The following is a 26,413-nucleotide window of genomic DNA, read 5'->3' on the forward strand; positions in this document are numbered from 1 at the left end:
AGATAATGAGAACGTTTAAAACCACGACACAGCTAAGATATTTTTCATCACTGCTGATTTCAGCTTTGCTCTTCACAGCCTGCAGTCCCTCTGCCCAAGCACCCCAAGGCGAGATTTTCAATTCTGACTTCCTGCAAGGCCTTTACAGCACCCGCCCGACGGTTGAAGAGCCTTATATCTTTATCATCAAACTTTCCAACCCAGCTCTGTTGGAAACAGCACAAAGAAAAGACGGCAAAGTTGTTGTCGACAAAAGACTTTTAAAGGCCATCGAAGCCGAGCAGACTGAAACCATCGCAGAACTGCAAAAAATCTCTCCGGAGATCCGCGTACTGATCCGATACAAGCGTGTCCTGAACGGTATGGCCATCTGGGCTCCGGCAGAGGTGTTTGAAAAAATCAAAGCGCTTCCGAACGTCACCATGTCTGAACAGTCTGGTTCTTTCTCTCGTCCTCAAGAAGATGAAGAGATCAATGAAAAGGGCCTTGTCGGCAACAACACTTCCGTCAAATTCATCGGGAGCGAAGCCGCATACGCTCAAAACATCCGTGGTCAGGGCATGCGCGTTGGGGTGATCGACACTGGCGTGGACTATACTCATAAAATGTTTGGTGGCGAAGGAACCAAAGAGGCTTACCTGGCCGTGGACCCTTCCAAACCTCACGCCTCCTTCCCAAATAGAAAAGTTGTCGGCGGCATTGACCTTGTGGGTTCTGCTTACAACTCCGGGTCCCCGGACTATATGAAACGCATCCCGGTTCCTGATGCCAATCCTCTGGATGAAGCCACCCACGGAACTCACGTCGCTGGAACAGTGGCCGGCCTGGGGGATGGCGTGAACACTTATGATGGTGTGGCTCCGGATGCGTATATTTACGCCATCAAAGTCTTCGGCGCCAAAGGTTCCACCAGTGATGAAGTCGTCATCGCAGCATTGGAATACGCAGCCGACCCCCAGGGTGATTTGAGTTTTACCAACCAGCTTGACGTGGTGAACCTGTCTCTGGGAAGCGGTTACGGCAACCCTCACATCATGTACGGCCATGCCATCAAGAATCTGGTGCGCGGTGGAACCATCGTGGTTGCTTCAGGAGGAAACTCTGGCGATCAGTCCTATATCGTGGGGGCTCCGGGTGTGTCTGATGATGCGATCTCTGTGGCGTCCAGCATTGATAATATGAATCAAAACGTTCTGTTCCCGGCGGTGGAATTTACGGCGGGTTCTGAAACCATCCTTGGGGAAGCCATTGAAGGGGCTGTCTCTAAACCGTTGGAAGAAGTGGCCTCTGCCAAAGCCGAAGTGATCTTCGTCGGTGTGGCCGATAAAGACTTCGATGCGGAAATGGCAGAAAAGATCAAAGGCAAGATTGCTCTGATTGATCGTGGTGTGGTGGCTTTTGCGGATAAGATCAAACGCGGTCAACAGGCCGGCGCCCTGGCGGTGATTGTGGCAAACAACGCACCAGGTGATGCCATCGTCATGGGGGGAGAAGGCCGTTTCGATATCCCAGCCGTGATGATCACTTTGGATGTTGCCAACCAAATCAAAGCGGCTCTTAAATCAGGTCCGGTGGTGGCTGATCTTAAAACCACAGCCATGGTGGAAAAGGCCTGGTTGGTGGACACGATCTCCCCGTTTTCTTCCCGTGGTCCTCGCTCTGAAGATGGTTTGATCAAGCCTGAAATTGCGGCTCCTGGGACAAACATTATTTCTGCTGCCCGTGGTGCGGGAGACAAAGGTGTGACAATGTCCGGGACCTCTATGGCCGGTCCTCACATTGCCGGGGTGATGGCGCTTCTTAAGCAAAAGCACTCGACCCTGAATCCTTACGAGTTGAAGTCTGTTCTTTTGGCCCACGGTAAAGTGATCCATGATGCTGACAAGAAAACTTATTCTGTCAGCCGTCAAGGAGCAGGCCGCGTGCAGGTGGCTGAATCCCTGAATGCCAAAATCGTGACGATTCCAGCGACTCTGTCCTTCGGTTTGACCGACATTGAACAGCATAAGACACTGGCTCAGGAAATCACACTCAAAAATATCAGCTCCGAATCCATCACTGTGACTCCGCAATGGAATGGCCACAAGGCTCTGCAAGTCAGCGCGCCTTCTGTGACCTTGGCTGCGGGAGAAAGCAAAAAGATCCTGGTGAAAGCAAAAATCACAGGTTCTTTGATGACCTCCGCCAATGACGAACTCGATGGCTTCCTGAAGCTCGTATCAGATAAAGAGGTGGTGGCGCAATTGCCAGCCCTGGCCGTCGCTCGTCAAATCTCTAAAATCGAGGCGACATCCTTGGTGGTTCGCTCTACATCCGACGGTGACAGCGCTGGCAGCCTGGCCGAACTTCAACTGAAGAACTCCAGTGCCAACACAGGCGAGGCTTATTTGTTTAATCTGATCGGTGGTGACAGCCGCAAGAAAGAAAAGAAACCGGATCTGGCCCACAACCGCAACTGCGACATGCAGTCAGCCGGCTACCGTGTGATCGAAAAAGATGGGGGTCGCGTTCTGCAAGTGGCCATCAAGCTTTATGAAGGCATGACGACTTGGCACCGTTGTGAAGTGAATGTGCAAATCGACGCTGATGGCGATGGCAAGGCTGATCAGGAGCTTTCCGGTCTACCGGCATCCGATCTTCCGGGTTTGACGGAAGAATCCTTCGTCAGTTTGTTGTTGGACGGAAATCAGGCCCGAGAAATGCGCAAAGAGTATGAACAACAATACGCAGCGGATCCTGAGAAAGCCAAAGAAGACTACACCGGCGCGGTCCTGGATTTGCGCCCGATGGGAGTCTTTGATAACTCCACACTGGCCATCATCGAAGCGGACGTGACCCTGCTGTCCTATGCGCCAACAGGAGAGCTGAACATTAAGATTTCCACCACCCATCAGGACAACGGTGCGGTGGAATATGACGACTATTTAGGGGCACACGAAAATAAATGGGAGAAAATCTCTGCCAATCCAATGGCGCAGGCCTACACCAATTTACCGGAAACTGTGGAGCTGGGTGGCAACTCATCCACGGAAGTTTCTTTGGTCAAAGGCTATGGTGCGGGGGACCTGATCCTTTATGCCCCTCAAAACAAATCTGTGCGCGATATTCTGATTGAAGATGCACAGTCCCAGGTAATTCCTGCCGTTTATAAGTCCGAAGAATAGAAATTCACGTTATATAAGGCGCACTGCTGAAATTCTTGGCAGTGCGCTCTGAGCTTTACCATCCCCCAACACGACTTTGACGATTTCCTGACAACATGAAGGGACGAACTTAGTTATATTGCGCGAGCAATCTAACAAGGAGAATCCATGAAAGCACTTATGATGGCGCTCATCGCGTCTTTTGCAATCGCCCAGACGGCTCAGGCACAGAACTGCGTTTCCGCAGATGGTTTGATTATTCCAAACGGTGTCAGCCTCAAGTTGTACTACAGTGCCACCCCAACAAAAACTCTGGGTCCTGCCTATACTTGTGACTCTGTTTCCCGCGTAAGAACTTGCGTTGACGGTGTTTTGTCAGCCAAGGAAATCCAGTGCAGCCAGTACGATTCCGGTGGTTGCGTGGACTGGTGGATGGACCGTCTGCCTGACACGGACTTTGCAACTGTTCAGTGTCAGAACTAAAAAACAAAAAGCGCAGATTTTTCGTCTGCGCTTTTTTTATTCCCGCATCTTATTTAGCACCGGCTTTTCTTCAAAATCCCACTATCAGCAATTCCTGACAAACTCACTTGCACCATAGTCGAGCCCTCTAAGGCTCCCCAGCCCTCTTTTCTTCGGCCTTAGTCCTATTTTTTATGTTGCATCCTGAAATTCAACACCCGCCTTAAGCCTTCAAGTAATGTAAAAGTACATCTTGATCTTACAACGGCGAAATAATTTTGAACGAGACAAAGTTTAGCCGGCACCGTTCTCCCGTTTCTTCTGAAGGGGCCTGAATCACAAATCCATGTGGAGGTCCATTGACGAACTCAAAACATCTCACCAAGACAGTGTCCGTTGTCGCGATCACGATAGCTTTCTTACTGGCAGCGGCCTGCTCCCCGACAACTTCTTCCATTCAGGATCTGGCAAGCACCATCGATGATGGAAACAGCAGCGCCGAGACTCCCCCAGACACTGAGACACCGGAATCCACGGATCCAAAAAACCCTACAGAGCCCTCTGTCCCTGTCATCCCTGAAAGTCCGGGAACTTATAAGATCGAAGCTTTGTCCTGGGAAACCTCCACCAAGCCCGAACGTCGTCAGTGGAGTGAATACTTGCACAAGATCATCCTGGAGGACTGGAACACTTTGTTAGGAGGCGCTGATGATATGGATCGGTTCTGCCCTCGTTATGACAGACTGGACAACAACCAGCGTGCCAATGTCTGGGCCGCCTTATTTTCTGCCATGGCCAAGTACGAAAGCGCCTATGATCCGACGTCCCGAATGCACGAGACCACCATGGGTACGGACCCGGTGACCGGCAACCCGGTTTACTCTGAGGGGCTTTTACAGCTGTCCTATCAGGATGTTCGATGGGCGCGCTGGTGTGAATTTGACTGGAACAAAGACAAGCACCTTTCCTCCAAGGATCCAAAGAAAACCATCTTGGATCCGTATAAAAACCTTTACTGTGGCGTCGGTATCATGGCCCGCCAGATCAAGAACAAAGGTGCTATCACTGTCGGTTCTGGGGCCTATTGGGCTGTGATCAAAAGCGGTGGCAGATATCAAAAAATCACACCGATTTCTGACATGGTAAAAAAGCTGTCCTTCTGCAAATAATTTCCCTCGTGACGAGATGGCCTCTGTTTTCCCTCGGAGGCTGTCTCGCCACACATTTGTTTTCTAAAACAATTCACTTCAAAATCTTGGCATGATCCCCTGGCACACGGATTCTTTAAGCATCAAAGTGCAGGAGGAGCTATGTCGGAACAAAAACACGACTTGGAAGAGACCGGAAAAGCCTTCTACTACGAGTGGGAACTCGACGAGATGCAAAGAGCCTCCCGTCGCCACCAACGGGAAACCGTTCCTTACCCCTCGCAGATGAACAGCGCCCGGGACAACTTCGAAGACATTCTGCTCCACATGCCTCCTCCAGCCCCAACAGAAAGGAACTCCCATGCTTAGAGCCGCCATCATATTTTTTGTCATAGCAATCGTTGCCTATCTTCTGGGTGCGGGGGGAATTGCGGGACTGTCCGTTGAGATCGGTCGTCTGTTGCTGTTTGTGTTCCTGGCCCTGGCGATCATCAGTTTTATTATCAATCTGCTGAGTGGAAAAAAAGGACCGCGGTAAAAGGCGGCCTCTTTTCAAGGAGGAATCCATGCAACGCAAAGCTTCGGCCCGCTGGCAGGGCAATCTTCAATATGGCAGGGGCATTCTTAATTCCGAAAGCGGGGCCCTGAAAGACGTTCCTTACTCTTTTACGACCCGCTTTGAAAATACACCCGGCACCAATCCCGAAGAACTGATTGCGGCCGCTCATTCCGGCTGCTTTGCCATGGCTCTTGCCGGAGCCCTGGCAAAAAAAGGTTTTAATGCCGATACTTTGGATGTGTCTGCCACCGTTTCTTTGGAAAAAAATGGCGATGCGTTCAGCATCACCAGCTCCAGATTGAAACTGCGGGCGCAGGTCCCTGGGCTTGATCGAAAACTTTTTGAATCCATTGCCCAGGATGCAAAAGTCAACTGCCCGGTTTCAAAGGTTTTGAAAGCCGATATCACCCTGGATATCGACTTTCATGAAACCATGTCCCCGTCCCAGCATACACACTGACTCAGACTTCATCATACCCCGCTAGGATGGCGGGGCATGGTGATTCTGTGAACGCAAGACCTCGTGAAGCTTTGAATCGTTAAAGTGACTGAAAGCATCTTCGACCATCAGACTTTCTAAATCCCTTCCAACCGTCAGCACGGCCGCCACCCTTTGATCTTCGTAATAGGCCACCGCAAAATCGCGGCTGGCCAGATCACCCATCACATCCATGCGATCAAAGCGGTCCGAATAACCCACATACCCTAAACTTAAATCATAGTGTTGAGTCCAAAAAAATGGCACCTCCTGAAATTTCACCCAGTCTCCCATCATGTTCAATGCTGCCGTCTGCCCTTGGCGCTCAGCCACCTCCCAGTGCTCCACCCGGATCGCACGATCACTGTGTGGATCGGGCCATCGAGCAATATCACCGGCGGCAAAAATGCCCGGGACACTGGTCTCCAGATACTCATTCACCAGAACACCGTTTTCCACCCAACAGCCGGCCTGTTCCGCCAGGGCCGTACTGGGCCGAATGCCCGTGCCTACAATCACGAAGTCACAATCAATGCTTTCACCGCTGTCCAACAAGACACTGCGATCGCGGATCTCTTTCACACCATGCCCCAAATGAAAATGAACCCCGTGCTCTTCATGCAGCTTTTTTAAAACACTGCCAACGTGAACACCGACCACGCGCAGAAGTGGCATTTCCTCCGGCGCCACCACATGAACTTCCATATTGCGCTGACGAAGGGCTGCCGCCGCTTCCAAACCAATAAATCCGGCCCCGATGATAACAACCTTCTGGGCCCAGGTGGTTCTGCCAATAATCCGACGACAATCCTGCAACGTTCTTAAATAATGCACGTGCGGTTTTTCGATTCCAGGGATCTTGGGTTTGATCGGTTCTCCTCCCGTCGCCAAAAGAAGTCGATCATAGCGCAAGGTTTTTCCGTTGGATAAAAAGACGCTGCGACGATGCGAGTCCAACTTTTCAACCCTGGCAGCCAGTTCAAAGTGAATCTTGTTCTGCTGATAAAATTCTTCAGCTTCCAATGACACCCAGTCTTCGGGGATATTCCCCGCCAAATAGTCTTTGGACAAATTAGGGCGATCGTAAGGCAGGTACTTATCTTCACTTACAACAGCTATATGGCCGATGAATCCATGTTTGCGCAACATGATCGCAGCGGCCGTGCCCGCAGCACCCGCCCCCACAATCACGTATCTTTGCGACTCGCTCCATTCGCGAGGCCGCACTGTAGAGGCTTTTTTCCCTGTGACATAAACCCGTCCCTCACGTTGTTCCACAGTCCAGGCGGCAATGGGATTTAAAGCGGGAGCCTTCAATGCATCCCCCGTACGCAAATCAAAACAGGCGTGATGCCAGGGACAGTGAATTGTCTCTCCGACAACGAGTCCCTCGTGTAAAGGTCCGCCATAATGAGAACACGTTGCCCCGACGGCAAAGAACTCGCCATCATGTTGCACCAGTAAGACCGCCTCCCGGCCGACGTGCCCTAACATCTTCTGCCCGTCAGAAAACTGGCTGACCTCAACACCTTTGGAAAAATCAGGTCCACTCAACTCTGCAGATTGTCCCATGATAGACTCCTTTTTTCAGGGCCTTATCATAGAAAGCTTTACGGCAAGAAAGAATGTCCGGAGGCCTGCGAGTGCCAAAATGCATCTCGCAAGAGGAAAAAATAGAATCTCAAGATGAGTCAACCTGTCTGCCGTGCAAGGTTTCCGCATTTTTGTTTCGAACTGAGACTGGCCCCGCAGATTCAGTCCGAAGTCCCCTTAAGACCCGCCCGTTCTGCTCCGATAAAAGAGTGTTGTATCCTTCCCAGGAGGCTTACTTGAAACAGTGGGTAAAAAAGCTCGTTGAGCAATTTGACATGGACTGGGGTTCTGCAAACGGCGCTGAAAAGGGCAAAGGCGTCCCGAGCATGTCTGAAGAGAGGGCCACGCTGCTCTTTATTCTGGATGTTTTCAACAAACATCTTTTTGAAATTCAAAACCACTCAGTGCGCAAGGTGCGTAACAAGCTTGATGGCTTTGCGAAAGAATTGGTGAATCCAAACGGTCAGGACACGGAACGCGTGCTGTTTGAAATCCGCCAGTTTATCTCCAGCTATCGTATTGACGAATACAGCTATGTGCAGAACACCTTTGATGACTTCAAGCGCATCATCTGGGATTTCGCTGATCACCTCAGTGAAGAAATCCAGGAACAAAACGCCGCCTCAGGCGACGTCAATCAAAGCCTGGAACAACTGCGCGAAGCCGTGGAATCCAACTCGATTGAAGAGCTGCGCATGAAGTCCCGGGAGTTTATCAACTTCTATCTGAAACATCAAAGTGCGCACAATGATCGCCGCTCCAAACGCATGGAGACTATCAAAAAAAGCCTGACCACAGTCAAAAAACAGCTGATGGAGGCCAACACCACCATGCGTAAGGATCATCTGACCGGGGCTCACAACCGCCGCAGTTACGATGAACAGATTCGGCGCTATCTGCAGCTGCATGAAATCGACAAAGATCCGATGACATTGATTATCATGGATATCGACTTCTTTAAAAAGATCAACGACACCTACGGCCACGATATCGGTGATTTCGTCCTGAAGGAGTGCGTGCGCCTGATTCAGGAAAGTTTCTCGCGCGAAGAGGACTTTATTGCCCGCCTGGGCGGGGAAGAGTTCGCGGTGATCCTGCCAGGATGCAATGCTGAAGCGGCCACACGCATGGCGGAAGAGGCCATGAACCGCATCCGCAAAGAGGTGTTCGTGCATGAAAACTATGAGATCCGCTTCACCATTTCCATGGGGATTGCGGAGGTGCAGCCGGGTGAAAAAGCGGATTCATTGTATAAAAGAGCCGACGAGGCCCTGTACGAGTCCAAACAAACCGGCCGGAACAAGTACACCGTCGCCAAAGAGTCTCAGATCAAACGTGTCGCTTAATGGCTGTCTAACCTTCAGACAGCTGTCCATTCACTGATAGTGACCAGAAAAGCCTGAACAAACGTTCGGGCTTTTTTAATGTTCAGATATTTCTAAACACTCGCAGCCCATTTCCCACTCAGAAGAAAATCATCGATGCCTGGCGCTGGCCCTTCCCTTGCTTTAGTGCTTCGGCATGAAGGCAATCGTATTTTTTGTAACTACATTTTTGGGGATGTCGATGAACTCTTTCTCTCAAGAAAGTCTGGATCGCGATATTGTCGTGGCAATCATTGATACGGGTGTGGATGTAAATCACCCACTGATCAAAAACAACCTGTGGACCAATCCTCGGGAAAAGACCAATAAGAAAGACAACGATGGCAACGGATTTGCCGGGGATCTCCATGGATGGAACTTTGTTTCCAACAATCATGACCTGTCTGATCACCATGGCCATGGCACCCACGTCGCGGGGATCATTCAGCAGCAAGCACGATCCTCCCGCGTGAAGTTTATGATTCTGAAGTACTACGACCCGTCAGTTCCGGCAAACGACAACCTTTTGAACACTGTAAAGGCCATTCGTTATGCCACCCGCATGAAAGCGGACATTATCAACTATTCCGGCGGTGGCGATGAAAGAAGCCCCATGGAAGAGGCTGCGATTCGTGAAGCCCAGGATCAGGGCATTCTGTTCGTCGCCGCCGCCGGCAACGAAGGGCGCAACACCGACGTGGTCGGTTATTATCCCGCAGGTTACAACCTGAAAAACATCATCTCGGTCGCTGCTTTGGATTCCCAACGACGCCTTCTGGCCAGCAGCAACTTCGGCACCCGCTCAGTGGATATCGCTGCTCCGGGAAAGAACATCTTCTCGGCCCTGCCCGAGGGCAAGTACGGCTATATGAGCGGAACGTCCCAAGCCACAGCCTGGGTCAGCGGATTGGCTGCCGCCCTGATGCTACGCCATCCTTGGCAGACGCTGACACCTCAGGAAATCAAGCGGGTTTTAGTCAGCAGTGGAATCAAAGACCGACTGCTAAGCAAGAAGGTCCGTTCCCAGACTCGTATTTCCAGTCTGCAGGCAGGTCTGAATCTGGAATAGACCCGAGGGGCGCCTTGCCCTTCGGACAAAGATCACTTAGACTTTAAAGTATGAATTTTCAGCTTCGCCCGTTTCTTCTTTCTGTTTTTGTGATCTCCACCCTGACGGCCTGTTCCCAAAGTCTGCAGGCCTCTGACAAAACACTTTCTTCTTCGTCTCCCCGCTCCTGCCAGCACGACGACAGAACCTTCCGCTGCGTGGAAGTACTTAAGAATTATGATGGCGACACGTTGACCGTGAATATTCCCGATGTTCCGGCTTTGATCGGCAAAAAAATCAGCGTGCGGGTTCTGGGAATCGACACGCCCGAAGTTCGCACAAAAAACAAATGTGAAAAAGAGGCCGGGCGTATTGCGCGCAATCTGGTTGCCAGCACCTTGAAGAACGCCAAAAACGTCGAACTTCACAATGTCCAGCGCGACAAATACTTCCGCATTCTGGCTGATGTGGTGGTCGACGGACGTTCCCTGTCCGACATTCTGATAAAGAACAATCTGGCCTATGCTTATGATGGCGGGACCAAAAGACATCCTGACTGGTGCAAGGCCTTGCGCCAACCCGCTAACAACTAGACCGTGCATCTTCACAGAACCGGCATGAAGGCATTGCCTGTGCCTGGCTCTGCCGAAAAGATAGAACTATGGAAATCAAAGACTTCGGGGCTGCTTTTTCAAAAGCACAAAATCCCCAACAGCTTTACTCTTGGTATGAAAAGACTTTGGGGGTTCTGCCCCGCACAGACACCCATGGCTTCAGCCCTTCCGATCAGCCCACGGCTATTCAATTTCGCGTGGAGAACCTGAAAGCCCTGCTGCACGATTTAGCCCGACAAGGAGCCCAAATTGAGTCCCCTGTCGTTGAGACCGATTTTGGCTCTTTTGCCTGGGTCCACGATCCCGAAGGAAATCGCATTGAACTTTGGGAGCCAGCCCCTTACCAAAACACACTGATCAACCTTCCAGAACCGGACTAGTCCCACACCGTGAACATTTGGCATGTATAATATTTTGACAGTTTAAAAACCGCTGCTCTTCAGATATCTTCGCCAAGGTTTGAATTTAACCTCAGGAGATTCCCATGTCGAAAGCGGCCATTCTGTCCTTGTCTTTGTTGCTCTCTGCCACGGCCTTTGCCAAATCCGTTCCTTCTCAGTCCTTGCAAGTCACTCCATCCAGTATTGATCAGGTGGTGCGTCTGGTGGACAAAAAAGATGCGGGCTCTTCTGCCAAAAAAGTATCGGTCATTGTCGAAGACCACGGCCTCAGCACCGACGTATCCCCCCGCTACACGGTGTATCTGGGATACTCCAGCCTTGCGGAAATGGGAAATATCTCTGCCGACTTTAAAATCGACGACCAGGTTTTTGAATTCAAGTCCGCAACTCGCAAAGCTGCGGGTATCTATGAAGTCAAAGTTGTCGGCTTCACGGCTGATGGCTCCTTGACTGACATCACACACACCATCGACACAAATCAGATGTTCATTGATGAACGCAAGGTGCGTGAAGCCTGTGGTGGTGACTTCTGCGATCAGACATTGAAAACATCTGTGGAAGTCAAAAGCTCTGCAGAATAAGCTGTCCGGTTTTTGGGGGATTTAAGATGAAGAAAATAGTTAATCGCGTGATTTTAACTGTGGGCTTGCTAAGCAGCCTTCTGCTAGAGCCGGCTTTGGCCAAACAGGTGGACCTGCGCCACTTGCAGACGTCCGTCAAGAATCAGAAAAACCGCGACACTTGCGCCTACTTTGCCGTCTCGGCCCTGGTGGAATCCACAATCAAGAACCAATTTGGACAAGATTTCGATATTTCAGAAGAATACGAAATCTACCGCCACAAGGTTCTTTCCCCCTGGCGCCCCGAAGTTGAATTTGGCAACACCTACCAGCTTTTGCTGAATTTCACCAATGGAATGACCTTCTACCAGGAACATCAACTGCCTTATCAGGCCAGCAGCCCCGATTTCACCAAGGGGCTCAGTCCAGAACAGCACGCCTTCTATAATCTGGGCCAACAAAAGGTCTCGCTCGTGGACTATCGAAGCCTGCGCACCAAGATCCTGACACAAATGTGGGTCCGTCGTCCGTGGTCCACTCTTTTTATGCAGGAGCTGGATCAAAATCGTCCGGTGGTTGTGACTTTAAAGGTCGCGCTTCCTTACATCAACGATTCTAAAGGTACATTCACCTATTCTCCCGAAATCGATGAGCAGTGCAATTCCAGAAAGATCGCCTGCGGCGGCCATGCAGTTCTGATCGTGGGATATGATGATGTACAAAAAGTCTTTATGTTTAAAAACTCCTGGGGCGAAGAATGGGGTCAGGGCGGTTATGGCTTTGTTACCTTTGATCATGTGGATGGATATTCAGATCAGCCTTTGACGGCGTTTTTTGACAAACTGACAGGTCCTATGGTGAGGGTCATTGAACCCTAAGATAGGCTCTTTTCATGGTGTTTGACGAAAAAAAGTGGTTTCATCTTTTTAGCAACAAAGCACGTGTGCTTTATCCCAGCACGGATCCGGCACACGACTATCTTCATATTCTGCGTGTGGTAAACACCGCCAAACACCTGACAGAAGCCGAAGGAGCCAACTGGGAGGTTGTTCTTCCCGCTGCCTTCTTTCACGATTACATCAACGTTCCCAAAAACGATCCTCGCCGTCCTTATGCTTCACAACTTTCTGCTGAGGCCACGCTAGAGTATCTGAAGTCGGTAAACTATCCGGAAGAGCATTTCGAAGACATTCGCCACGCTATTGAAGCACACAGTTTCAGTGCGGGTATTAAGCCCACCACTCTGGAAGCCAAGATCGTTCAAGATGCCGATCGCCTGGACAGCCTTGGCGCCATCGGCATCGCACGTTGCTTTGCAACGTCCACTCAGATGAGCCGGCCGTTTTACGCGGAAGAAGACCCTTGGGCAGAAAACCGTGCTTTGGATGATAAAAGTTATGGCATTGACCATTTCTTTCAAAAGCTTTTTAAATTGGTGGATCACCTGAATACGACCGCGGCAAAAAAAGAAGGCGAACATCGCATCGCCTTCATCAAAACTTATCTGGAACAAATCAAAAGAGAAATTTAATCAATCAGCGGTTGCTCTCACCGAACATCGGTGCGATTTCACTTTCAATAATTCCCGCGCTGGATACGAACTCTTTCATAATCTGCGCCAGAGCCTCTGTTTTTTCAGGACTCATTTTTTGAAGAGCATCAATCATATCTTCTTGAACCGTGCGAGGAATCTCACCAAGCTTCTCCTGACCAGATGGAGTCAAAGAGACAACCACTTTGCGGGAATCTTCCGGAGACACCGTGCGCGACACAAATCCCTGCTCTTCCAGCTTCTTGACCACAACCGACACAGAACTTTGATGTGTCGTGGTCCTCAGAGCCAGGTCGTTAATCGACAAACCCGGCTCTTGCTTCAGCTTTTTCATCACAAAAATCTGTGCGGCGCTCAAACCCAGCTCTTTTTCAAACTGACTGGAGGAAACACGCAGGGCTTTGAAGATATGGCGGATATAGTCCATGACTTCACCCACCTCGGAACGATACTCAGAAACCGAATCGATACTCATGTAATTATTAAGAACTATTCAATGACTTCGTGCAAACTCTTTTTACATGAGCTGCCATACATGACGTTTCGCAAAGGCTTCAAAAATCAGAGAGATTCGATCTCAAGAATCTCTGGCAAGCCTAGAGCACGGGCTCCATTGGCGCGCGAAAAATCAATTTTATAAGAGCGCAGAGCAATGCGGTTGTTTTCAAGTTCCACATTGGATCCGTAGAGCTTATCACCCACAATCGGAAAACCATGACGGCTTAAATCAAATCGCAACTGATGCGAACGTCCTGTGACTGGATTCAAGTCCCAGATCTGCTGCGATTCACGCTGCCCCAGATAGCGCGCCACCGTCAGACAGTCTTTGCCCTGAGGGCTTTCATATGCACGACGTTTTCCACGCAGCATACGACAGCGCCACTCAAAAGTGTTCCCCACCTCAAGATTCAGGGTCACTCGCGGATTCACAACATTGGCAGGAATATGAGAATAATTTTGCCCCGTCGTGAGCGCACGATAGGTCTTTGTGACTTCTTTATGTTCAAACCAAGCATTGCCCTTGCGGTGCGCTTCCGGAGTTTTGGCATAGACAATCAGACCGGAAACCTCAAAGTCCAGTCGATTCACCGGATAAATCTGCACCCCCAAAGACTTCTGCAAAGCCGTCCCCAGGCACAACCGTTCATCATCTTCTTCAAAACGACTGGGGGTGGAGAGAACCCCGTGAGGTTTGTCACAGATAACAAAGTGAGAATTCTCAAAGACGATGCGGATCATCGTTTGCTAAGGCCTACTAAAAAGATTTCTTTGGAAATCTTGCGTGTGGAGTCCGGCTTCACAGCTTCCACTTTCGCAAATGTCTTTTTCATTTCATCACGCAGTTTGCCGAAATCATCGCTATGAAATAGTTTGCAGACAAAGTGACCGTCTTTTTTCAAAAAGCGACGAGCTACATCCAGCGCCAGCTCGCACAGTTCCATGGAGCGCGCTTGATCGGTCATACGAATGCCCGTGGTTTTAGGTGCCATATCTGACATCACAATATCAAACGGCGGTTCAAAACCGTGTTCCTTGAAAATTTCTTCAAGATTCAAATCGCGCAAATCTGCCTGAATGAAAACAGCATTTTTCAACTTCACTGTGACAGGGCTTAAATCAACCCCCAGCACTCGCCCCTTCTCGCCGGAAACCTTGGAGGCATACTGCGACCAGGACCCCGGAGAAGCTCCCAAATCCAAAACCACCTGACCGGGCTTGAACATTTTGAATTTCTTGTCGATCTCTTCCAGCTTGAAGACGGAACGAGCCGCAAAGTTTTCCTGTTTGGCTTTTTTGAAGTAGTGATCGCGAGGATTATAAGTCATATCGTAGGGTTATGTCGCTATCCCCGCGCAAAGTCCACAAATATCAGAAGTCTCGGTAAAAAGGTGATCTTGGCCGTATCCTAGGGGCGCTCAGGCTCTTGCACCATTGCAAGCAGTCCACCACCCACAACAAAAAGAACCAACAACCCCACCATCCCCAGACGTGAGCTGCCCGTTAATAAAGCGCCTCCTGCAACCACCAACGGCCCCAGGATCGAGGCGAAACGACCCACCAGATTGAACAAACCAAAGTATTCACCACTGGCCTGCTTCGGTATCATACGGCCGAACATAGAGCGGCTGAGCGACTGCACCCCACCCTGAACCATCCCGATCACAACGGCCAAAAGATAGAAGTGCCAGGCCGCCGACATCTGAGTCGCCGCAATGACCGTCACCCCATAGACACAAATACAGGCCAGAATCGGCTTTTTCGTCCCCCAGCGCCCCGTCATGGTTCCGAACAAATACGCGCACGGGAAGCCGATAAACTGAGTGATCAGAAGCGCCGCAATCAGGTCCTTGGATTCAAAGCCGATGGAGATCCCATAGTCCACCGCCATCGTCATCACGGTGTAAACACCGTCGATATAAAGCCAATAGGCGGCCATGAACAAAAACAAATTCCGCTCATGCAGAAGTTCTTTTAAAGTCTTTTTCAGCGTTTGCACACTGCTTTGGGTGAGCTTCCACACATTATGGGAGGACTGGCCCCCTTGAGGCTCGGGGATGTTTTTAAAAAGCGGCAAGGAAAACGCAAGCCACCACACCGACACCATCATAAAGGACAACTTCGTCGCAGCTGTCGCATCAGGAATTCCAAAACTTTGCGGATGAAGAGCCATCAACACATTTAGCAAAAGCAAAAGACCGCCCCCCAAATATCCCAGGGAATATCCAAGGCTGGAGGCATAGTCCATATAACGAGTCGGTGCCACATACGGCAGCAAAGAATCATAAAAGACACTGCTGGCGTTAAACGCAAACAGTGCCAATGCATAGGCCCACAGAGCACTCACCCAATCCCCGCTGGGAATAAATCCCATCCACGCACAGGAGATCACACCCATGATTGTAAAGAGCATGCAAAAGAGTTTTTTAAAGCCCTTCATGTCGGCGATAACCCCCAGTGTGGGGCTCATCAGGGCCACGGCCAGGCTGGATACGGAAATCGTCACACCCAAACGGGCGGTGGTTACAATAGGATCCGCGCCAATACTCCAATATTGTTTCAGGAAAACGGGGAAGAATGCCGCCATGACAGTCGTTGAATAGGCGCTGTTCGCCCAATCATAAAACGCCCAGCTAAGAATTTTCTTTCTTTGTGCTTTCTCCATGAGTCCTCCGGCCAGACTCAAAGAAAACACGGAACGCGGAAGAACGGAAGAAGAAAATCAGCGCCAGCAAAGTCATAACAAACATCAAGCTGGACAACGCATTCAATTTCGGGCTGACACCCAACTTCATCGCCGTGTAAAGCTTCACCGGCAACGTATCCGTGCCCACACCATTGACGAAGTACGTGATCAGGAAATCATCAAAGGACAACAAGAAACTTAGAATGAAACCGCCGACGATCGAAGGCATCAACAGAGGAAGGACCACGGTACGGTAAGTCTGCCAATCACTGGCTCCCAGATCCCGGGCGGCATCTTCATAGGATCGATCCATTGTGGCCAGTCTTGCACCCACCGTCATCATCACATAGGAAACACTGAAGCTGACATGCGCAATGACCACCGTCAAAAGTCCCAGCTCAAATTTCAGAACAAAAAACAATGACAGCAGTGAAAGGGCAAAAACGATCTCCGGGAAAATCAAAGACACCACCGAGAGCCCCTCTACAGCCCACTTCCACACGCCTGCAGAACGATGCAGTCCTACGGCCGCCGCAGTACCGATTAAAGTTGAAAGCACACTGGCGGCAAAGCCGACCTTTAAGCTGCTGACCAGCGCATCCATCAGCGCCTGGTCGGACAGGACTTCCGCAAACCATCGCAATGTCCAGCCCCATGAGTCCGGCGTCTTTTCAATCAACGCACCGAAAATCATCACCACAATCGGCGTGTGAAGTAAAATCAGCATCAACCACAAAACCACGGTGGCCGCCTTGGGGGCGGCTGGGCGACGACGTTCTTCACTTGCCATGTCGTGCCCCCCACAAACGGAACAACGCCGCCATTCCCAGAAGAAGGATCATCATCAAGACTGACAGGGCCGCACCAAAAGGCCAATCACGGGACTTTAAAAACTGCTCGGTGATGAGGTTTCCATAAAGCATGGTTTTGGCTCCACCCAAGAGATCGGGAATCACGTATTCCCCCAACGAGGGTATAAACACCAACAAAGAACCCGCCCACAAAGCCATTTTCAGATTTGGCAGGATCACTGTAAATAGAATCCGCCAGATGCCTGCCCCCAAATCCTGCGCAGCTTCCACCAATGAGAAATCAAATTTCTCAAAAGCTCCGTACACAGGCAGCACCATGAACGGCAAATACGTCGTCACCATCCCATAGAGCACCAGAGCTTTGTTCTGTGTCAGTGCATAGGGATCAAACGGCACTCCGGCCAGAGACAGCCCCGCCTGCAAAGGCCCCTCAACCCCGACAAACATTCGAATCGCATAGATACGAATCACCAGATTGGTTAAAAATGGCAGAACCATCGCCATCAAATACACCTGACGCATGCCTGGCGACGTTGTGGCCATCGCCCAGGAAATCAAAACCCCGACCACCAGACAGATGAACGTGGTCAGAAGAGCCAGCTGAAAGCTTTCAAGAAAAATCCCCAGATAAGTGGATGAAAACGCCCGCGAGTAGTTCTGAAGCGTCCACGTCCAATCAAGCCCCCCGTAAGTTCCACGGGTGGCAAAACTGACAATCACGACGATAAGAACCGGAAGCAGAATAAAAACCGCAAACCACAATGCCGCAGGCAATAGAAAAAGATCGCGCAGCTTCACTTGGCGCGCTCTCCGAAAACCATCGCTCGGCGCACATAGGCCTCAATGCTCATTCCCAGACGAATCTGATCCGGCGGCACATTGATCTTGCCTTTAATCAGGCTGCCATCCCCCAAACGAATGGTGGCCAAGTCCTCGCTGACCTCGACCAACTCTCCACGCAACATACTGGTAGATTCAACAAATTGGGCGGCAAAGATGGTCTCCGGATTCTCGTAAATTTCACGGGGGGAGCTGATCTGCTCCAGGACTCCCCGGCTCATGATGCCAATACGGTCCGAAAGCGCCAGGGCTTCCTCTTGATCGTGCGTCACACAAATAAAAGTCAGACCCAACTTTTGTTGCAAGGCCCGAAGCTCTTTTTGCATGTGCTCACGCATTTTATGATCCAACGCCGAAAGGGGTTCATCCAAAAGCAACACACGTGGCTCATTCACCAGGGCGCGCGCAACCGCCACGCGCTGACTTTGCCCCCCCGACAGCGTGTCAGGTTTGCGATCGCGGAACTCGCCCATGTCCACCAGCGCCAGCACTTCGGCAACCTTGGCTTCAATAGCATCACGGGACAGCCCCCGCAAACGCAGACCATAGGCGATATTTTCGCCCACACTCATGTGCGGGAACAAAGCATAGCGCTGAAAGACCATGTTGAAGGGGCGTTTTTGCGCCGGAAGCTGATCCACGCGCTGACCATCCAGAAGAATTTGTCCACTGGTGGCCGACTCAAGACCGGCAATGATTCTTAGAAGTGTTGTCTTTCCACACCCACTCGGGCCCAGCAAAGAAAAGAACTCACCCTCGCCGATGGAAAGATTAATTCCTTTCAACGCCGTTTGACTGGAAAAACTTTTGCCGATATTCAGAAGTTCCAACATGCCTCTAACAATATGAAGGAATTAAAAAAATGTCGAGAATATTGATGGCCGGACTGGCTCTTTGTGGGCTTCTTGCAGGATGTACAAAAAAAACGGCGGAAACAAGCCAAGCCAAAGAAGTAAATCTGTCTATCTGGGGCAACTATCTTTCCCCGGAACTTCAGGCTCAGTTTGAGAAAGAAACCGGAATCAAAATCAATATTTCCAACTATTCCTCGAATGAGGAGCTGCTGGCCAAAGTGCAAATGGGCTCTTCCGGCATAGATGTCGCTGTGCCTTCGGACTACATGGTGGAAGTCATGTCCAAAATGAATCTGCTGGAGCATTTGAAGATGGACCAGGTTCCTAACAAAGATCTGATCAGTGAACAGTTCCTAAAACAGAACTTCGACCCGGAGAACAAGTTCTCCTTACCCTACATCTGGACGACGGCAGGAATCGCGGTCAACCGGGACCTTTACAAGGGCTCCGTCAAGAGCTGGAAGGATCTTCTGGACAACCCACAACTCAAAGGCAAATTCGCCCTTTTGGATGACGTGCGGGAAACTCTGGGGGCTGCTTTAAAAATGCATGGCTATAGCGTCAACACTACGAATCCTGAAGAAGTCAACAAAGCCAAACAAAGTCTTCTGAAGGCTAAAAAGTCCCTGAAGATGTTTGCTTCTGACACGATCGACATTCTGAACAATAAAGAGGTGGCGGCGGCTCAGACCTATTCTTCTGATGCCCTTCAGGCTGCGGAAAAGTCTCCGGGCAAAATTGAGTATATTATTCCTGAAGAAGGTGGCACCCTGGCCATCGACAATCTGGTGATTATTAAAGGCGCCAAACACTCGGAAGCAGCCCACAAGCTGATCAACTTCCTGCTCAGCGAGCAAGCTGAAATCAACCGCGTAAAAACCATTCTGGGGGGACCTGTTTTGAAGAACACCCGCGCCGCTTTGCCTAAAGAACTACAAAACAACAAAGCTTTGTTCCCAGCAGAAGAAACCTTGAAAAAGCTGGAGCGCATCCAGGATCAGGGCGACAACAACAAGCTCTATGAAGACGCTTGGACGGAAGTTAAAACTCACTAACTACTTTTGAGCGGATTCACTGGCCAAAGAATCCGCTCTTTCCTGCTGCAGCTCGGCCTCCCGCTCCTGGGCCCGCGAATCCTCCGTACGCAGCTCGGAGTAAAGACAGGTCACACCAATCACCGTCAACAACAGCCCGCCCCCAATATACAAGATGATACTGCGTCGATCCTGATTGAAAAGGAAGTAACAAAGGCCCACCAGGATAAGTATCGGCCCCAGGACAGCGAGCGAGGCAAACACCTGCCTCAGGGCAAAAGCCCCTAACTCTGAATTCATAACCACCACCTACGTTCAATTTTTTGGTTATTTCGTAGAACTTTTCGGCAGGACTACGGGGAAGCTTTATGAATTTTTCTAACAATTCTTACCGAACGGCAGGATTTAATGTAGATGAATCATTCTGGAATAAACGGAATGATCTGATCCGGTTTCGAGACAAGTGTCAGGTGATTCAGTCCCTCAATGAGATGAACCTTCACCCCGACCGAACTGAAAAGCTCCTGCTGACGAGAGGCAGAGGCCACCTCATCCTGCCGGCCGATAATCACCGTCACTGGTGACGCCAGACGTTTTAATTCCTCCAGGATCTGTGCTGGTGGCGAAACGGCTTTTAAGTAAGCCGCGCTGTAAGAAAGTTTTTCAGCGCCAGTTCTGAAGATCTCCTCCATCTGGACCGTGAAGCCTCCGTCGGAATTCCACTGCAGCCAGGACTCCGCACCTTCATTAAAGGCCTTAAGCTCCAACGGCAGATACGGTGCCAAAGCGACGAAGCCCGCAAACTGTTTGCGCAGGTCCGACACCGCCACTCGCAAAGCAAATCCACCGCCTAAAGAATGCCCCATCAGAAACACCCGAGCCGCCGGCCGGGTCATTTTGATATGTATGAGCAATTCTTCCAGATCGATTTCCAACTGATGCGGAGAGAGACTGTCACCGCTGCCCAGGCTGGCGCCATGGCCACGAAAATCAGGTGTGATCACCGTGCCCAACCCCGCCTCTGCCAGCGCGGAAGCCAGCACACACATGTACCTGCTGTCGCCGCCCACGCCGTGATAAAGAATGATTAGGTTTTCCGACCAGGCGGAATAAGTGCGATAAGAAAGAACGTCCCCTGCGCGGGTCTTAAACTTTTCCACCGAGGACAACTTCCCCAGTGGAATTTTAAACTGCCGCAGATCCAGGGTCTTTTTGCCGTTCATTAAGCGCGAAGCTCTTGCTGTTTTTTGTGATGATAGTACTCGTAATCGCCTTCGTAGATACGCAGTTGATTTTTATCAACCTCGAACACGCGAGTTGTTACGGCACGCAGGAAGTGACGATCGTGGCTTACGATCATGACTGTTCCCGGGAACTCCTTGATGGCTTCCAGCAACAATTCACGGGATTTGATATCCAGGTGATTCGTCGGCTCATCCAAAATAAGGAAGTTCACCGGCTGCGCCAGGATGCAGGCCAAAACCACGCGGGACTTCTCTCCCCCGGACAGGACAGAGATCTTCTTTTCCGCCTCTTCGCCCGAAAATTTGAATGCCCCCAACAAACTGCGCACTGTTCCCAAACCCGCATTCGGCATGCGCGAGTGCACCTCATCAATAATCGTCATCTTCGGATCCAAAACATCCAGAGAGTTCTGCGAGAAGTAACCGACATTGATAGAGGCCCCCAAGGACACCTTCCCATCGGTCGGTTCCGCATGCCCGGCCACGATCTTTAACAGCGTGGACTTACCAGCTCCGTTAACCCCGACCACCGCAATGCGGTCCATGCGTTTAACCAAGGCGTTGGCTCCGGAAAACACCAGTTTTTCTTTACCATCATCACGCTTCCAGATTTTGGAAAGACCTTCAAACTTCACAACCTCATCACCACCACGTGGCGGGACAGGCCATTCAAACTTGATTTCAGCTTCTTCGTCAGGGATTTCGATGCGATCAATTTTTTCAAGCTTCTTCACACGGGACTGCACTTGCGCTGCGTGAGAGGCGCGGGCGGCAAAGCGAGCAATAAATTCCTCTTCTTTGGCCAGCATGTCCTCTTGACGTTTGGCAGCCGCGATCAACTGCTCTTTGCGGATGTCGCGTTCTCTTTCATAGAAGTCGTAGTTGCCGCCGTAAACTGTGATGGTCTTATTGGCGATTTCGACAATTTTTCCAACCAGGCGATTCATGAAATCACGATCGTGGCTTGTCATCAGGATCGCGCCCTTGAAGTTCACCAGCCATTCTTCCAGCCAGATGATGGACTCCACGTCCAAGTGATTCGTCGGCTCGTCCATCAGCAGAACTTCCGGGTTCAGCGCCAGGATTTTTGCCAGGGCAATACGCATTTTCCAACCACCCGAGAAGCTCTCGGTCGGACGATGATAGTCATCCGGCCCGATTCCAAGACCGGTCAGGATCTCCGCAGCACGGGACTCCAGATCGTAACCGCCCAAACGCTCGAACTCCGCCTGCATCTCGCCGTACACTTCCAGAATCTTCATCATCTCATCCGGATCCAGATCCGGGTCTGCCAGCTTGGCTTCGCATTCCTGCATGCGGGTTTGCATGTCGCCGATGTTGCCCACCGCCGACTTCACTTCTTCAATGGCTGACTTCCCTTTCATCTCTTCGATGTTCTGGGAGAAATAACCAATCACCGTGCGATCAGACTTGGAGATTGTCCCGCCGTCGATGCCCTCTTCGCCCATGATGATGCGGAAGATGGTGGTTTTACCGGCGCCGTTGGGGCCGACCAGACCGATTTTCTCTCCGGCATTGATCTGGAAAGATCCGTTGCGATAGAGGACTTTGTTACCTTGCTGCTTGGTGATATTGGATAAATGAATCATAGGTCCTTCGTATAACTTTTTTTACTTCTTAAGGCTGCAAAAATTTTGAGAAAATATGCCTGCCTTTTAAGCACACCCCAGAGTGTACACAAAAAAGATCAAATTCGCGATTTTTCTCTCTAAAAAGTCTAAAGGATATCAAGCACTTCGACAAACATAGAGTCCCCTCACATGGTCCTGCCCTTGCTCTGTAAGCCCAGCGGGGGTTCCACATGATCGCAACAAAGAATCACAATGCAGTTAAAAACAATACATTCGCAGCCATGCTGATTTCACTCGTTGTTCTGTTCACAGGTTGTTCAAAATCCAGCCAATTTCCCAGTACCACACTGGATGATAACAACAGCAGCGGGGCTGTTGATCCAGGGACTGACAATGGCAACACAGACACCGGCGGCGGCACAACGCCGGAGCCAACGCCCACTCCGACTCCTGAGCCGGAACCGGGATATAAAATGCAGGCCCTGGCCTGGGAAAGCAGCAAGTATCCTGAAAGAACCAAATGGTCGGAATATCTCCAACAGCTCATCTTAAACGACTGGAACAGCCTTTTGCCGGGCGCCGACGACATCGAGTCTTTCTGCCCGCGCTATCATTCACTCGACAACAACCAGCGCGCCAACGCCTGGGCCCAACTCTTCGTGGCCATAGCAAAATATGAGAGCGCTTACAGTCCCGTCTCCCGCATGCAGGAAACGACCATGGGCAGCGACCCGGTGACAGGGAAGGCCGTCTATTCCGAGGGCTTGCTCCAGTTGTCCTATCAGGACGTGCAATGGGCGCCTTTCTGCAAATTTGACTGGCAAAAGGATAAGAACCTCAGCCCAGCGGACCCCAGAAAAACCATTCTGGATCCCTACATCAACCTGCACTGCGGGGTCGGGATCATGGCTAAACAAATCAAGAGCAAAGGCCGGATTGTGGTTAGCTCCGGGGTCTATTGGGCGGTGATCAAATCCGGCGGAAAGTACCAACAAATCAATAACATCGCCGCTATTGTGAAGTCCCTTCCTTTATGCAAATAGTTCATTATTCTGGGAAAAATTAAAAATTTATAAAGCTTTTCGCGCCAAGATCGACTATCTTGGCGCATCTTTAGAAGTGGGCTTGGATCTACCGCAATCGGTGCGGTAACAATGCACATACGGTGTTTTATATTTGAGACCACTTCCATTACCTGAAAGGTCTCTAATGACTCCACTGACAACCGTAGATAATTTTGAAAACTTTGGACTGAGTGCACCCGTGATGGCTGCGATGGCAGACATGGGCTTCACCACTCCAACTCCGATCCAGCGTCAGGCTTTGCCGATTCTGCTGGCCGGTGCCAATGACTTCATCGGTCTGGCATCCACAGGCACAGGTAAAACTGCCGCCTTCGGTATTCCGCTGATCGAAAACATCGACAGCACCACCAAAGACACTCAAGCGTTGGTCCTGAGCCCGACGCGCGAACTGGCTTTGCAAGTGGCAGAACAGCTGACTTTGCTGGGCAAGAAAAAAGGCGTTCGCGTTGTCACCATTTATGGTGGCGCTTCTTACCGCACGCAGATCGATGGCATCAAACGCGGTGCTCACATCGTTGTCGCGACACCAGGCCGTCTGGTGGACTTCCTTGAACAAAAAATGATCAAGCTTCAAAGCGTGAAAACCGTTGTTCTGGACGAAGCCGATGAAATGCTTTCCATGGGCTTCAAAGAGGCTTTGGAAACCATCCTGAGCGCGACACAACCGGATGATTCTGATTCTGTTCGTGCGGCTTGCCGCACTTGGTTGTTCTCTGCCACGATGTCCTCTGAAGTTCGTCGTTTGACTTCCACTTACCTTGAAAATCCAGAAACTGTATCCGTCAACAAAGTGGGCGGCACGGCTGACACCATCGAGCAGGTTTACTACACTGTTAAAAATTCCTATAAGACTGAAGTGATTGCACGTCTGTTGCAAACCGCTCCTGAATTCTACGGCATCATCTTCTGCCAGACGAAAATGGAAGTGGCGGAACTTGCTGACATTCTGACTCAGCGTGGATTCCCGGCGGATTCCCTGCATGGTGACAAATCCCAGGCGGAACGTGAAGCGACATTGAAGAAGTTCAAACAGCGTCATGTTAAAGTCATCGTGGCGACGGACGTAGCTGCTCGTGGCTTGGATATCAAAGACCTGACTCACGTGATCAATCACTCTTTGCCTTGGGATTCTGAGTCTTATGTTCACCGTATCGGCCGTACCGGTCGTAACGGTCAAAAAGGAACTGCAATCACTCTGGTGAACCCGGAGCAACTGACTCTTCTTCGCCGTGTGATGCAAAACACGAAAGCCGTTCTGACCAAAGGTGTTGTGCCTTCTGCGGATGAAGTGGCCGGCCTGAAGATCAAAGACGTGATGGACAAAGTCAGCACCATGGATCCGGAATCAGTGCCATTGCAATTGGCGATGGACCTGATCCAGGATCTGATCCACGCGGAAGACATCGACCTGAAAGCGCTTTCCAAAGAAGAGCTTCTGGCACGCTTTATTGCCGCTTACTTCCCGAACGTGTTTGTGAAGAAAGATCTGATGCTGGACTACATGGGTGATCGTATCCCTCGCGAGCTTTTGCCGCGTGATCCAAAAGACAACCGTTTCTCTCGCGGCCGTGACAACGATGGTGACCGTGATGATTTCCGTGCTCGCCGCCCATTCGGTGGTGGTCGCCGTGACACCGGTGCTTCTCGTGGCTTCCGCTCCAATTCCGGTGGCGGCGCCAGCGCCAGCTTCCGTGGTGGTGGTGCTGCAGCCCGCACAGAGGCAGCCCCAGCAGAACGCAGTGAGCGCCCGGCTGCACGTTCAGAGCGCTCTGAACGCAGTGAGCGTTCTGAACGCCCTCTCCGCGCAGAACGCAGCGAGCGCAGTGAACGTGGTGGTGGCTTCTCTTCCGAGCGTCGCGATCACAGTGGCATCAAACGCCATCGCGCTCCCAAGCGCCAGTACCGCGATTAACATGCTGCTCGTCTCAATATGAGACAGCGCAGTTTCGGCATTACATTGTATTGAAAATGAACATGAGGAGGCTCCGAGAGCCTCCTCATTTCGTTTTGAGACTTCGGCATCATGCTTGCTTTGCAGTAATGTCGGAGAACTTATGAAAAGATTGATATCAATACTCGCATTCTTGCTGACAGCGCAGGCATCAGCGAAAGTATCGACCAGCGGCGGCAGCCTTTATCAACGCGATGGCGCCTCGGCTCCGTGCACGTCAGCAGCCTGCATGGGGGCTTCTTCAGAAACCGTGGATCAACTTCGACAATTAAGAAGTTCCGTTGGTGGAGACCAGTCTTATCTTGATCTTTTCCGTTACAATCAAAGTCGGAATTTGGGGCAGGAATGTTCTAAATTCGTCAACGAAACCGGGCTGGGGAAATGGGGCAAATCCATCTCCAAGAATCTCAATACCAATGACTTTGCTTATCTGTTTGAAGGCACCGAAGACTTGCGTCGAATCTGCCCCTCGTATTCTTCACTGGACAGCTCCGAGAAAAAAATCATCTGGATCGCCATCATCAATGTCATGACTATTGGTGAATCCACTTGTGGCACGGATCCCCGCATGAACAGAGCTCAAGGCCCCAATGGCCGACTGGCGGGGGTGATTCAGCTCCACGCCGGCAAAGAACACAATTATTCTTCGGGCTGCAACAAGGGTGATTCTAAAACACCTGAGACCACGTTGAACTGCACCCTGCACATGATGGATGATCAACTTCGCCGTGATGGCAGATTGTTTAGCCGCAAGTCCTACTGGGATGTTCTGCGTCCTCAGGGACGTGGACAGAAATATCTTGAGATCCAAAAAGTCGTTCGCGGACTTTCCATCTGCAAGTAATAAAAAAAGCGTCGATATTTGTACCTGACGCTTTTTGTTCTTGGCTAAAAA

At 50.7% G+C, this 26,413-nt stretch carries 28 protein-coding genes; 17 read left to right on the forward strand and 11 right to left on the reverse strand.

Annotated features, from left to right (window positions below; genetic code table 11):
- Window positions 1-5: 5 nt before the first annotated feature.
- From ACZ5ZV_RS13075 to ACZ5ZV_RS13100, 6 genes are all read left to right on the forward strand, one after another.
- Entirely contained in the window at window positions 6-3,164 is a 3,159-nt protein-coding gene (locus tag ACZ5ZV_RS13075; protein ID WP_464117516.1) for a S8 family serine peptidase, read from the forward strand.
- 147 nt (window positions 3,165-3,311) lie between these two features.
- Window positions 3,312-3,626: a hypothetical protein gene (locus ACZ5ZV_RS13080; RefSeq protein ID WP_464117517.1), complete on the forward strand. Its 315-nt coding sequence runs from the start codon at window positions 3,312-3,314 to the stop codon at window positions 3,624-3,626.
- A gap of 338 nt (window positions 3,627-3,964) precedes the next feature.
- The gene (locus tag ACZ5ZV_RS13085) at window positions 3,965-4,774 is read left to right on the forward strand and encodes a hypothetical protein (protein ID WP_464117518.1); all 810 of its coding nucleotides are present in this window, start codon (window positions 3,965-3,967) and stop codon (window positions 4,772-4,774) included.
- A 141-nt stretch (window positions 4,775-4,915) separates the two neighbouring features.
- Window positions 4,916-5,122, forward strand: a complete 207-nt coding sequence (locus ACZ5ZV_RS13090) for a hypothetical protein (RefSeq protein WP_464117520.1) — start codon at window positions 4,916-4,918, stop codon at window positions 5,120-5,122.
- Window positions 5,115-5,291, forward strand: a complete 177-nt coding sequence (locus ACZ5ZV_RS13095; protein ID WP_262552510.1) for a DUF1328 domain-containing protein — start codon at window positions 5,115-5,117, stop codon at window positions 5,289-5,291. The genes ACZ5ZV_RS13090 and ACZ5ZV_RS13095 overlap by 8 nt, the downstream gene beginning before the upstream one ends.
- Before the next feature lie 28 nt (window positions 5,292-5,319).
- On the forward strand, window positions 5,320-5,772 hold the full coding sequence (locus ACZ5ZV_RS13100) for an OsmC family protein (protein ID WP_464117521.1): 453 nt from the start codon (window positions 5,320-5,322) through the stop codon (window positions 5,770-5,772).
- 21 nt (window positions 5,773-5,793) lie between these two features.
- Here ACZ5ZV_RS13100 and ACZ5ZV_RS13105 read toward each other — a convergent pair whose 3' ends face one another.
- A complete protein-coding gene (locus ACZ5ZV_RS13105; protein WP_464117522.1) occupies window positions 5,794-7,362 on the reverse strand; it encodes an FAD-dependent oxidoreductase in 1,569 nt (522 codons plus the stop codon).
- A 257-nt stretch (window positions 7,363-7,619) separates the two neighbouring features.
- On the opposite strand from ACZ5ZV_RS13105, the gene ACZ5ZV_RS13110 reads away from it, so the two are divergent.
- From ACZ5ZV_RS13110 to ACZ5ZV_RS13140, 7 genes are all read left to right on the forward strand, one after another.
- On the forward strand, window positions 7,620-8,729 hold the full coding sequence (locus tag ACZ5ZV_RS13110; protein WP_464117523.1) for a GGDEF domain-containing protein: 1,110 nt from the start codon (window positions 7,620-7,622) through the stop codon (window positions 8,727-8,729).
- Between the two features lie 220 nt (window positions 8,730-8,949).
- Window positions 8,950-9,816 carry a S8 family peptidase gene (locus tag ACZ5ZV_RS13115; RefSeq protein ID WP_464117524.1) on the forward strand — a complete coding sequence of 289 codons (867 nt, stop codon included), beginning with the start codon at window positions 8,950-8,952 and terminating at the stop codon, window positions 9,814-9,816.
- A 50-nt stretch (window positions 9,817-9,866) separates the two neighbouring features.
- A complete protein-coding gene (locus ACZ5ZV_RS13120; protein WP_464117526.1) occupies window positions 9,867-10,388 on the forward strand; it encodes a thermonuclease family protein in 522 nt (173 codons plus the stop codon).
- A 68-nt stretch (window positions 10,389-10,456) separates the two neighbouring features.
- Window positions 10,457-10,789 (forward strand): VOC family protein, encoded by a 333-nt coding sequence (locus ACZ5ZV_RS13125; RefSeq protein WP_464117527.1) that lies wholly within the window; start codon window positions 10,457-10,459, stop codon window positions 10,787-10,789.
- A 104-nt stretch (window positions 10,790-10,893) separates the two neighbouring features.
- Entirely contained in the window at window positions 10,894-11,391 is a 498-nt protein-coding gene (locus ACZ5ZV_RS13130; RefSeq protein WP_464117528.1) for a hypothetical protein, read from the forward strand.
- A gap of 26 nt (window positions 11,392-11,417) precedes the next feature.
- Complete coding sequence (locus ACZ5ZV_RS13135; protein ID WP_464117529.1) at window positions 11,418-12,248, forward strand: C1 family peptidase; 831 nt, start codon at window positions 11,418-11,420, stop codon at window positions 12,246-12,248.
- Window positions 12,249-12,262: 14 nt separating this feature from the next.
- Complete coding sequence (locus ACZ5ZV_RS13140) at window positions 12,263-12,901, forward strand: HD domain-containing protein (RefSeq protein ID WP_464117530.1); 639 nt, start codon at window positions 12,263-12,265, stop codon at window positions 12,899-12,901.
- A gap of 4 nt (window positions 12,902-12,905) precedes the next feature.
- On the opposite strand, the gene ACZ5ZV_RS13145 is transcribed toward ACZ5ZV_RS13140, so the two are convergent.
- The 7 genes from ACZ5ZV_RS13145 to ACZ5ZV_RS13175 form a co-directional block, all read right to left on the reverse strand.
- Window positions 12,906-13,397: a MarR family winged helix-turn-helix transcriptional regulator gene (locus ACZ5ZV_RS13145; protein ID WP_464117531.1), complete on the reverse strand. Its 492-nt coding sequence runs from the start codon at window positions 13,395-13,397 to the stop codon at window positions 12,906-12,908.
- 86 nt (window positions 13,398-13,483) lie between these two features.
- A complete protein-coding gene (locus ACZ5ZV_RS13150; protein ID WP_464117532.1) occupies window positions 13,484-14,161 on the reverse strand; it encodes an RluA family pseudouridine synthase in 678 nt (225 codons plus the stop codon).
- Entirely contained in the window at window positions 14,158-14,748 is a 591-nt protein-coding gene (locus tag ACZ5ZV_RS13155) for an RlmE family RNA methyltransferase (protein ID WP_464117533.1), read from the reverse strand. The genes ACZ5ZV_RS13150 and ACZ5ZV_RS13155 overlap by 4 nt, the downstream gene beginning before the upstream one ends.
- An 80-nt stretch (window positions 14,749-14,828) precedes the next feature.
- Window positions 14,829-16,085: an MFS transporter gene (locus ACZ5ZV_RS13160; protein ID WP_464117534.1), complete on the reverse strand. Its 1,257-nt coding sequence runs from the start codon at window positions 16,083-16,085 to the stop codon at window positions 14,829-14,831.
- A complete protein-coding gene (locus tag ACZ5ZV_RS13165; protein ID WP_464117535.1) occupies window positions 16,054-16,896 on the reverse strand; it encodes an ABC transporter permease in 843 nt (280 codons plus the stop codon). The genes ACZ5ZV_RS13160 and ACZ5ZV_RS13165 overlap by 32 nt, the downstream gene beginning before the upstream one ends.
- Window positions 16,886-17,716, reverse strand: coding sequence for an ABC transporter permease (locus ACZ5ZV_RS13170; RefSeq protein ID WP_464117536.1), 831 nt, complete (start codon window positions 17,714-17,716; stop codon window positions 16,886-16,888). Before ACZ5ZV_RS13170 ends, ACZ5ZV_RS13165 begins: the two co-directional genes overlap by 11 nt.
- Window positions 17,713-18,591, reverse strand: a complete 879-nt coding sequence (locus tag ACZ5ZV_RS13175; protein WP_464117537.1) for an ABC transporter ATP-binding protein — start codon at window positions 18,589-18,591, stop codon at window positions 17,713-17,715. The genes ACZ5ZV_RS13170 and ACZ5ZV_RS13175 overlap by 4 nt, the downstream gene beginning before the upstream one ends.
- A 29-nt stretch (window positions 18,592-18,620) precedes the next feature.
- On the opposite strand from ACZ5ZV_RS13175, the gene ACZ5ZV_RS13180 reads away from it, so the two are divergent.
- On the forward strand, window positions 18,621-19,667 hold the full coding sequence (locus ACZ5ZV_RS13180; RefSeq protein WP_464117538.1) for a polyamine ABC transporter substrate-binding protein: 1,047 nt from the start codon (window positions 18,621-18,623) through the stop codon (window positions 19,665-19,667).
- Here ACZ5ZV_RS13180 and ACZ5ZV_RS13185 read toward each other — a convergent pair whose 3' ends face one another.
- From ACZ5ZV_RS13185 to ACZ5ZV_RS13195, 3 genes are all read right to left on the reverse strand, one after another.
- Window positions 19,668-19,946, reverse strand: coding sequence for a hypothetical protein (locus ACZ5ZV_RS13185; protein ID WP_464117539.1), 279 nt, complete (start codon window positions 19,944-19,946; stop codon window positions 19,668-19,670).
- Window positions 19,947-20,065: 119 nt separating this feature from the next.
- On the reverse strand, window positions 20,066-20,869 hold the full coding sequence (locus ACZ5ZV_RS13190) for an alpha/beta hydrolase (RefSeq protein ID WP_464117540.1): 804 nt from the start codon (window positions 20,867-20,869) through the stop codon (window positions 20,066-20,068).
- Window positions 20,869-22,500 carry an ABC-F family ATP-binding cassette domain-containing protein gene (locus tag ACZ5ZV_RS13195; RefSeq protein ID WP_464117541.1) on the reverse strand — a complete coding sequence of 544 codons (1,632 nt, stop codon included), beginning with the start codon at window positions 22,498-22,500 and terminating at the stop codon, window positions 20,869-20,871. The genes ACZ5ZV_RS13190 and ACZ5ZV_RS13195 overlap by 1 nt, the downstream gene beginning before the upstream one ends.
- A 212-nt stretch (window positions 22,501-22,712) precedes the next feature.
- Between ACZ5ZV_RS13195 and ACZ5ZV_RS13200 the strand changes: the two genes are divergently transcribed.
- The 3 genes from ACZ5ZV_RS13200 (at window position 22,713) to ACZ5ZV_RS13210 (ending at window position 26,362) form a co-directional block, all read left to right on the forward strand.
- On the forward strand, window positions 22,713-23,525 hold the full coding sequence (locus ACZ5ZV_RS13200; protein WP_464117542.1) for a hypothetical protein: 813 nt from the start codon (window positions 22,713-22,715) through the stop codon (window positions 23,523-23,525).
- 166 nt (window positions 23,526-23,691) lie between these two features.
- On the forward strand, window positions 23,692-25,479 hold the full coding sequence (locus ACZ5ZV_RS13205) for a DEAD/DEAH box helicase (RefSeq protein ID WP_464117543.1): 1,788 nt from the start codon (window positions 23,692-23,694) through the stop codon (window positions 25,477-25,479).
- Window positions 25,480-25,621: 142 nt separating this feature from the next.
- Complete coding sequence (locus ACZ5ZV_RS13210; protein WP_464117544.1) at window positions 25,622-26,362, forward strand: hypothetical protein; 741 nt, start codon at window positions 25,622-25,624, stop codon at window positions 26,360-26,362.
- The last annotated feature ends 51 nt before the right edge of the window (window positions 26,363-26,413 follow it).

The sequence above is a fragment of the Bdellovibrio sp. HAGR004 genome, assembly GCF_055397015.1.

Excerpts from the sequence above, each read along its gene's own strand:
- ACZ5ZV_RS13075 (WP_464117516.1), top strand. The coding sequence starts at position 6 with ATGAGAACGTTTAAAACCACGACACAGCTAAGATATTTTTCATCACTG.
- ACZ5ZV_RS13080 (WP_464117517.1), top strand. The coding sequence starts at position 3,312 with ATGAAAGCACTTATGATGGCGCTCATCGCGTCTTTTGCAATCGCCCAG.
- ACZ5ZV_RS13090 (WP_464117520.1), top strand. The coding sequence starts at position 4,916 with ATGTCGGAACAAAAACACGACTTGGAAGAGACCGGAAAAGCCTTCTAC.
- ACZ5ZV_RS13095 (WP_262552510.1), top strand. The coding sequence starts at position 5,115 with ATGCTTAGAGCCGCCATCATATTTTTTGTCATAGCAATCGTTGCCTAT.
- ACZ5ZV_RS13100 (WP_464117521.1), top strand. The coding sequence starts at position 5,320 with ATGCAACGCAAAGCTTCGGCCCGCTGGCAGGGCAATCTTCAATATGGC.
- ACZ5ZV_RS13105 (WP_464117522.1), bottom strand. The coding sequence starts at position 7,362 with ATGGGACAATCTGCAGAGTTGAGTGGACCTGATTTTTCCAAAGGTGTT.
- ACZ5ZV_RS13115 (WP_464117524.1), top strand. The coding sequence starts at position 8,950 with ATGAACTCTTTCTCTCAAGAAAGTCTGGATCGCGATATTGTCGTGGCA.
- ACZ5ZV_RS13120 (WP_464117526.1), top strand. The coding sequence starts at position 9,867 with ATGAATTTTCAGCTTCGCCCGTTTCTTCTTTCTGTTTTTGTGATCTCC.
- ACZ5ZV_RS13125 (WP_464117527.1), top strand. The coding sequence starts at position 10,457 with ATGGAAATCAAAGACTTCGGGGCTGCTTTTTCAAAAGCACAAAATCCC.
- ACZ5ZV_RS13130 (WP_464117528.1), top strand. The coding sequence starts at position 10,894 with ATGTCGAAAGCGGCCATTCTGTCCTTGTCTTTGTTGCTCTCTGCCACG.
- ACZ5ZV_RS13135 (WP_464117529.1), top strand. The coding sequence starts at position 11,418 with ATGAAGAAAATAGTTAATCGCGTGATTTTAACTGTGGGCTTGCTAAGC.
- ACZ5ZV_RS13140 (WP_464117530.1), top strand. The coding sequence starts at position 12,263 with ATGGTGTTTGACGAAAAAAAGTGGTTTCATCTTTTTAGCAACAAAGCA.
- ACZ5ZV_RS13145 (WP_464117531.1), bottom strand. The coding sequence starts at position 13,397 with ATGAGTATCGATTCGGTTTCTGAGTATCGTTCCGAGGTGGGTGAAGTC.
- ACZ5ZV_RS13150 (WP_464117532.1), bottom strand. The coding sequence starts at position 14,161 with ATGATCCGCATCGTCTTTGAGAATTCTCACTTTGTTATCTGTGACAAA.
- ACZ5ZV_RS13155 (WP_464117533.1), bottom strand. The coding sequence starts at position 14,748 with ATGACTTATAATCCTCGCGATCACTACTTCAAAAAAGCCAAACAGGAA.
- ACZ5ZV_RS13160 (WP_464117534.1), bottom strand. The coding sequence starts at position 16,085 with ATGGAGAAAGCACAAAGAAAGAAAATTCTTAGCTGGGCGTTTTATGAT.
- ACZ5ZV_RS13165 (WP_464117535.1), bottom strand. The coding sequence starts at position 16,896 with ATGGCAAGTGAAGAACGTCGTCGCCCAGCCGCCCCCAAGGCGGCCACC.
- ACZ5ZV_RS13175 (WP_464117537.1), bottom strand. The coding sequence starts at position 18,591 with ATGTTGGAACTTCTGAATATCGGCAAAAGTTTTTCCAGTCAAACGGCG.
- ACZ5ZV_RS13180 (WP_464117538.1), top strand. The coding sequence starts at position 18,621 with ATGTCGAGAATATTGATGGCCGGACTGGCTCTTTGTGGGCTTCTTGCA.
- ACZ5ZV_RS13185 (WP_464117539.1), bottom strand. The coding sequence starts at position 19,946 with ATGAATTCAGAGTTAGGGGCTTTTGCCCTGAGGCAGGTGTTTGCCTCG.
- ACZ5ZV_RS13190 (WP_464117540.1), bottom strand. The coding sequence starts at position 20,869 with ATGAACGGCAAAAAGACCCTGGATCTGCGGCAGTTTAAAATTCCACTG.
- ACZ5ZV_RS13195 (WP_464117541.1), bottom strand. The coding sequence starts at position 22,500 with ATGATTCATTTATCCAATATCACCAAGCAGCAAGGTAACAAAGTCCTC.
- ACZ5ZV_RS13200 (WP_464117542.1), top strand. The coding sequence starts at position 22,713 with ATGATCGCAACAAAGAATCACAATGCAGTTAAAAACAATACATTCGCA.
- ACZ5ZV_RS13205 (WP_464117543.1), top strand. The coding sequence starts at position 23,692 with ATGACTCCACTGACAACCGTAGATAATTTTGAAAACTTTGGACTGAGT.
- ACZ5ZV_RS13210 (WP_464117544.1), top strand. The coding sequence starts at position 25,622 with ATGAAAAGATTGATATCAATACTCGCATTCTTGCTGACAGCGCAGGCA.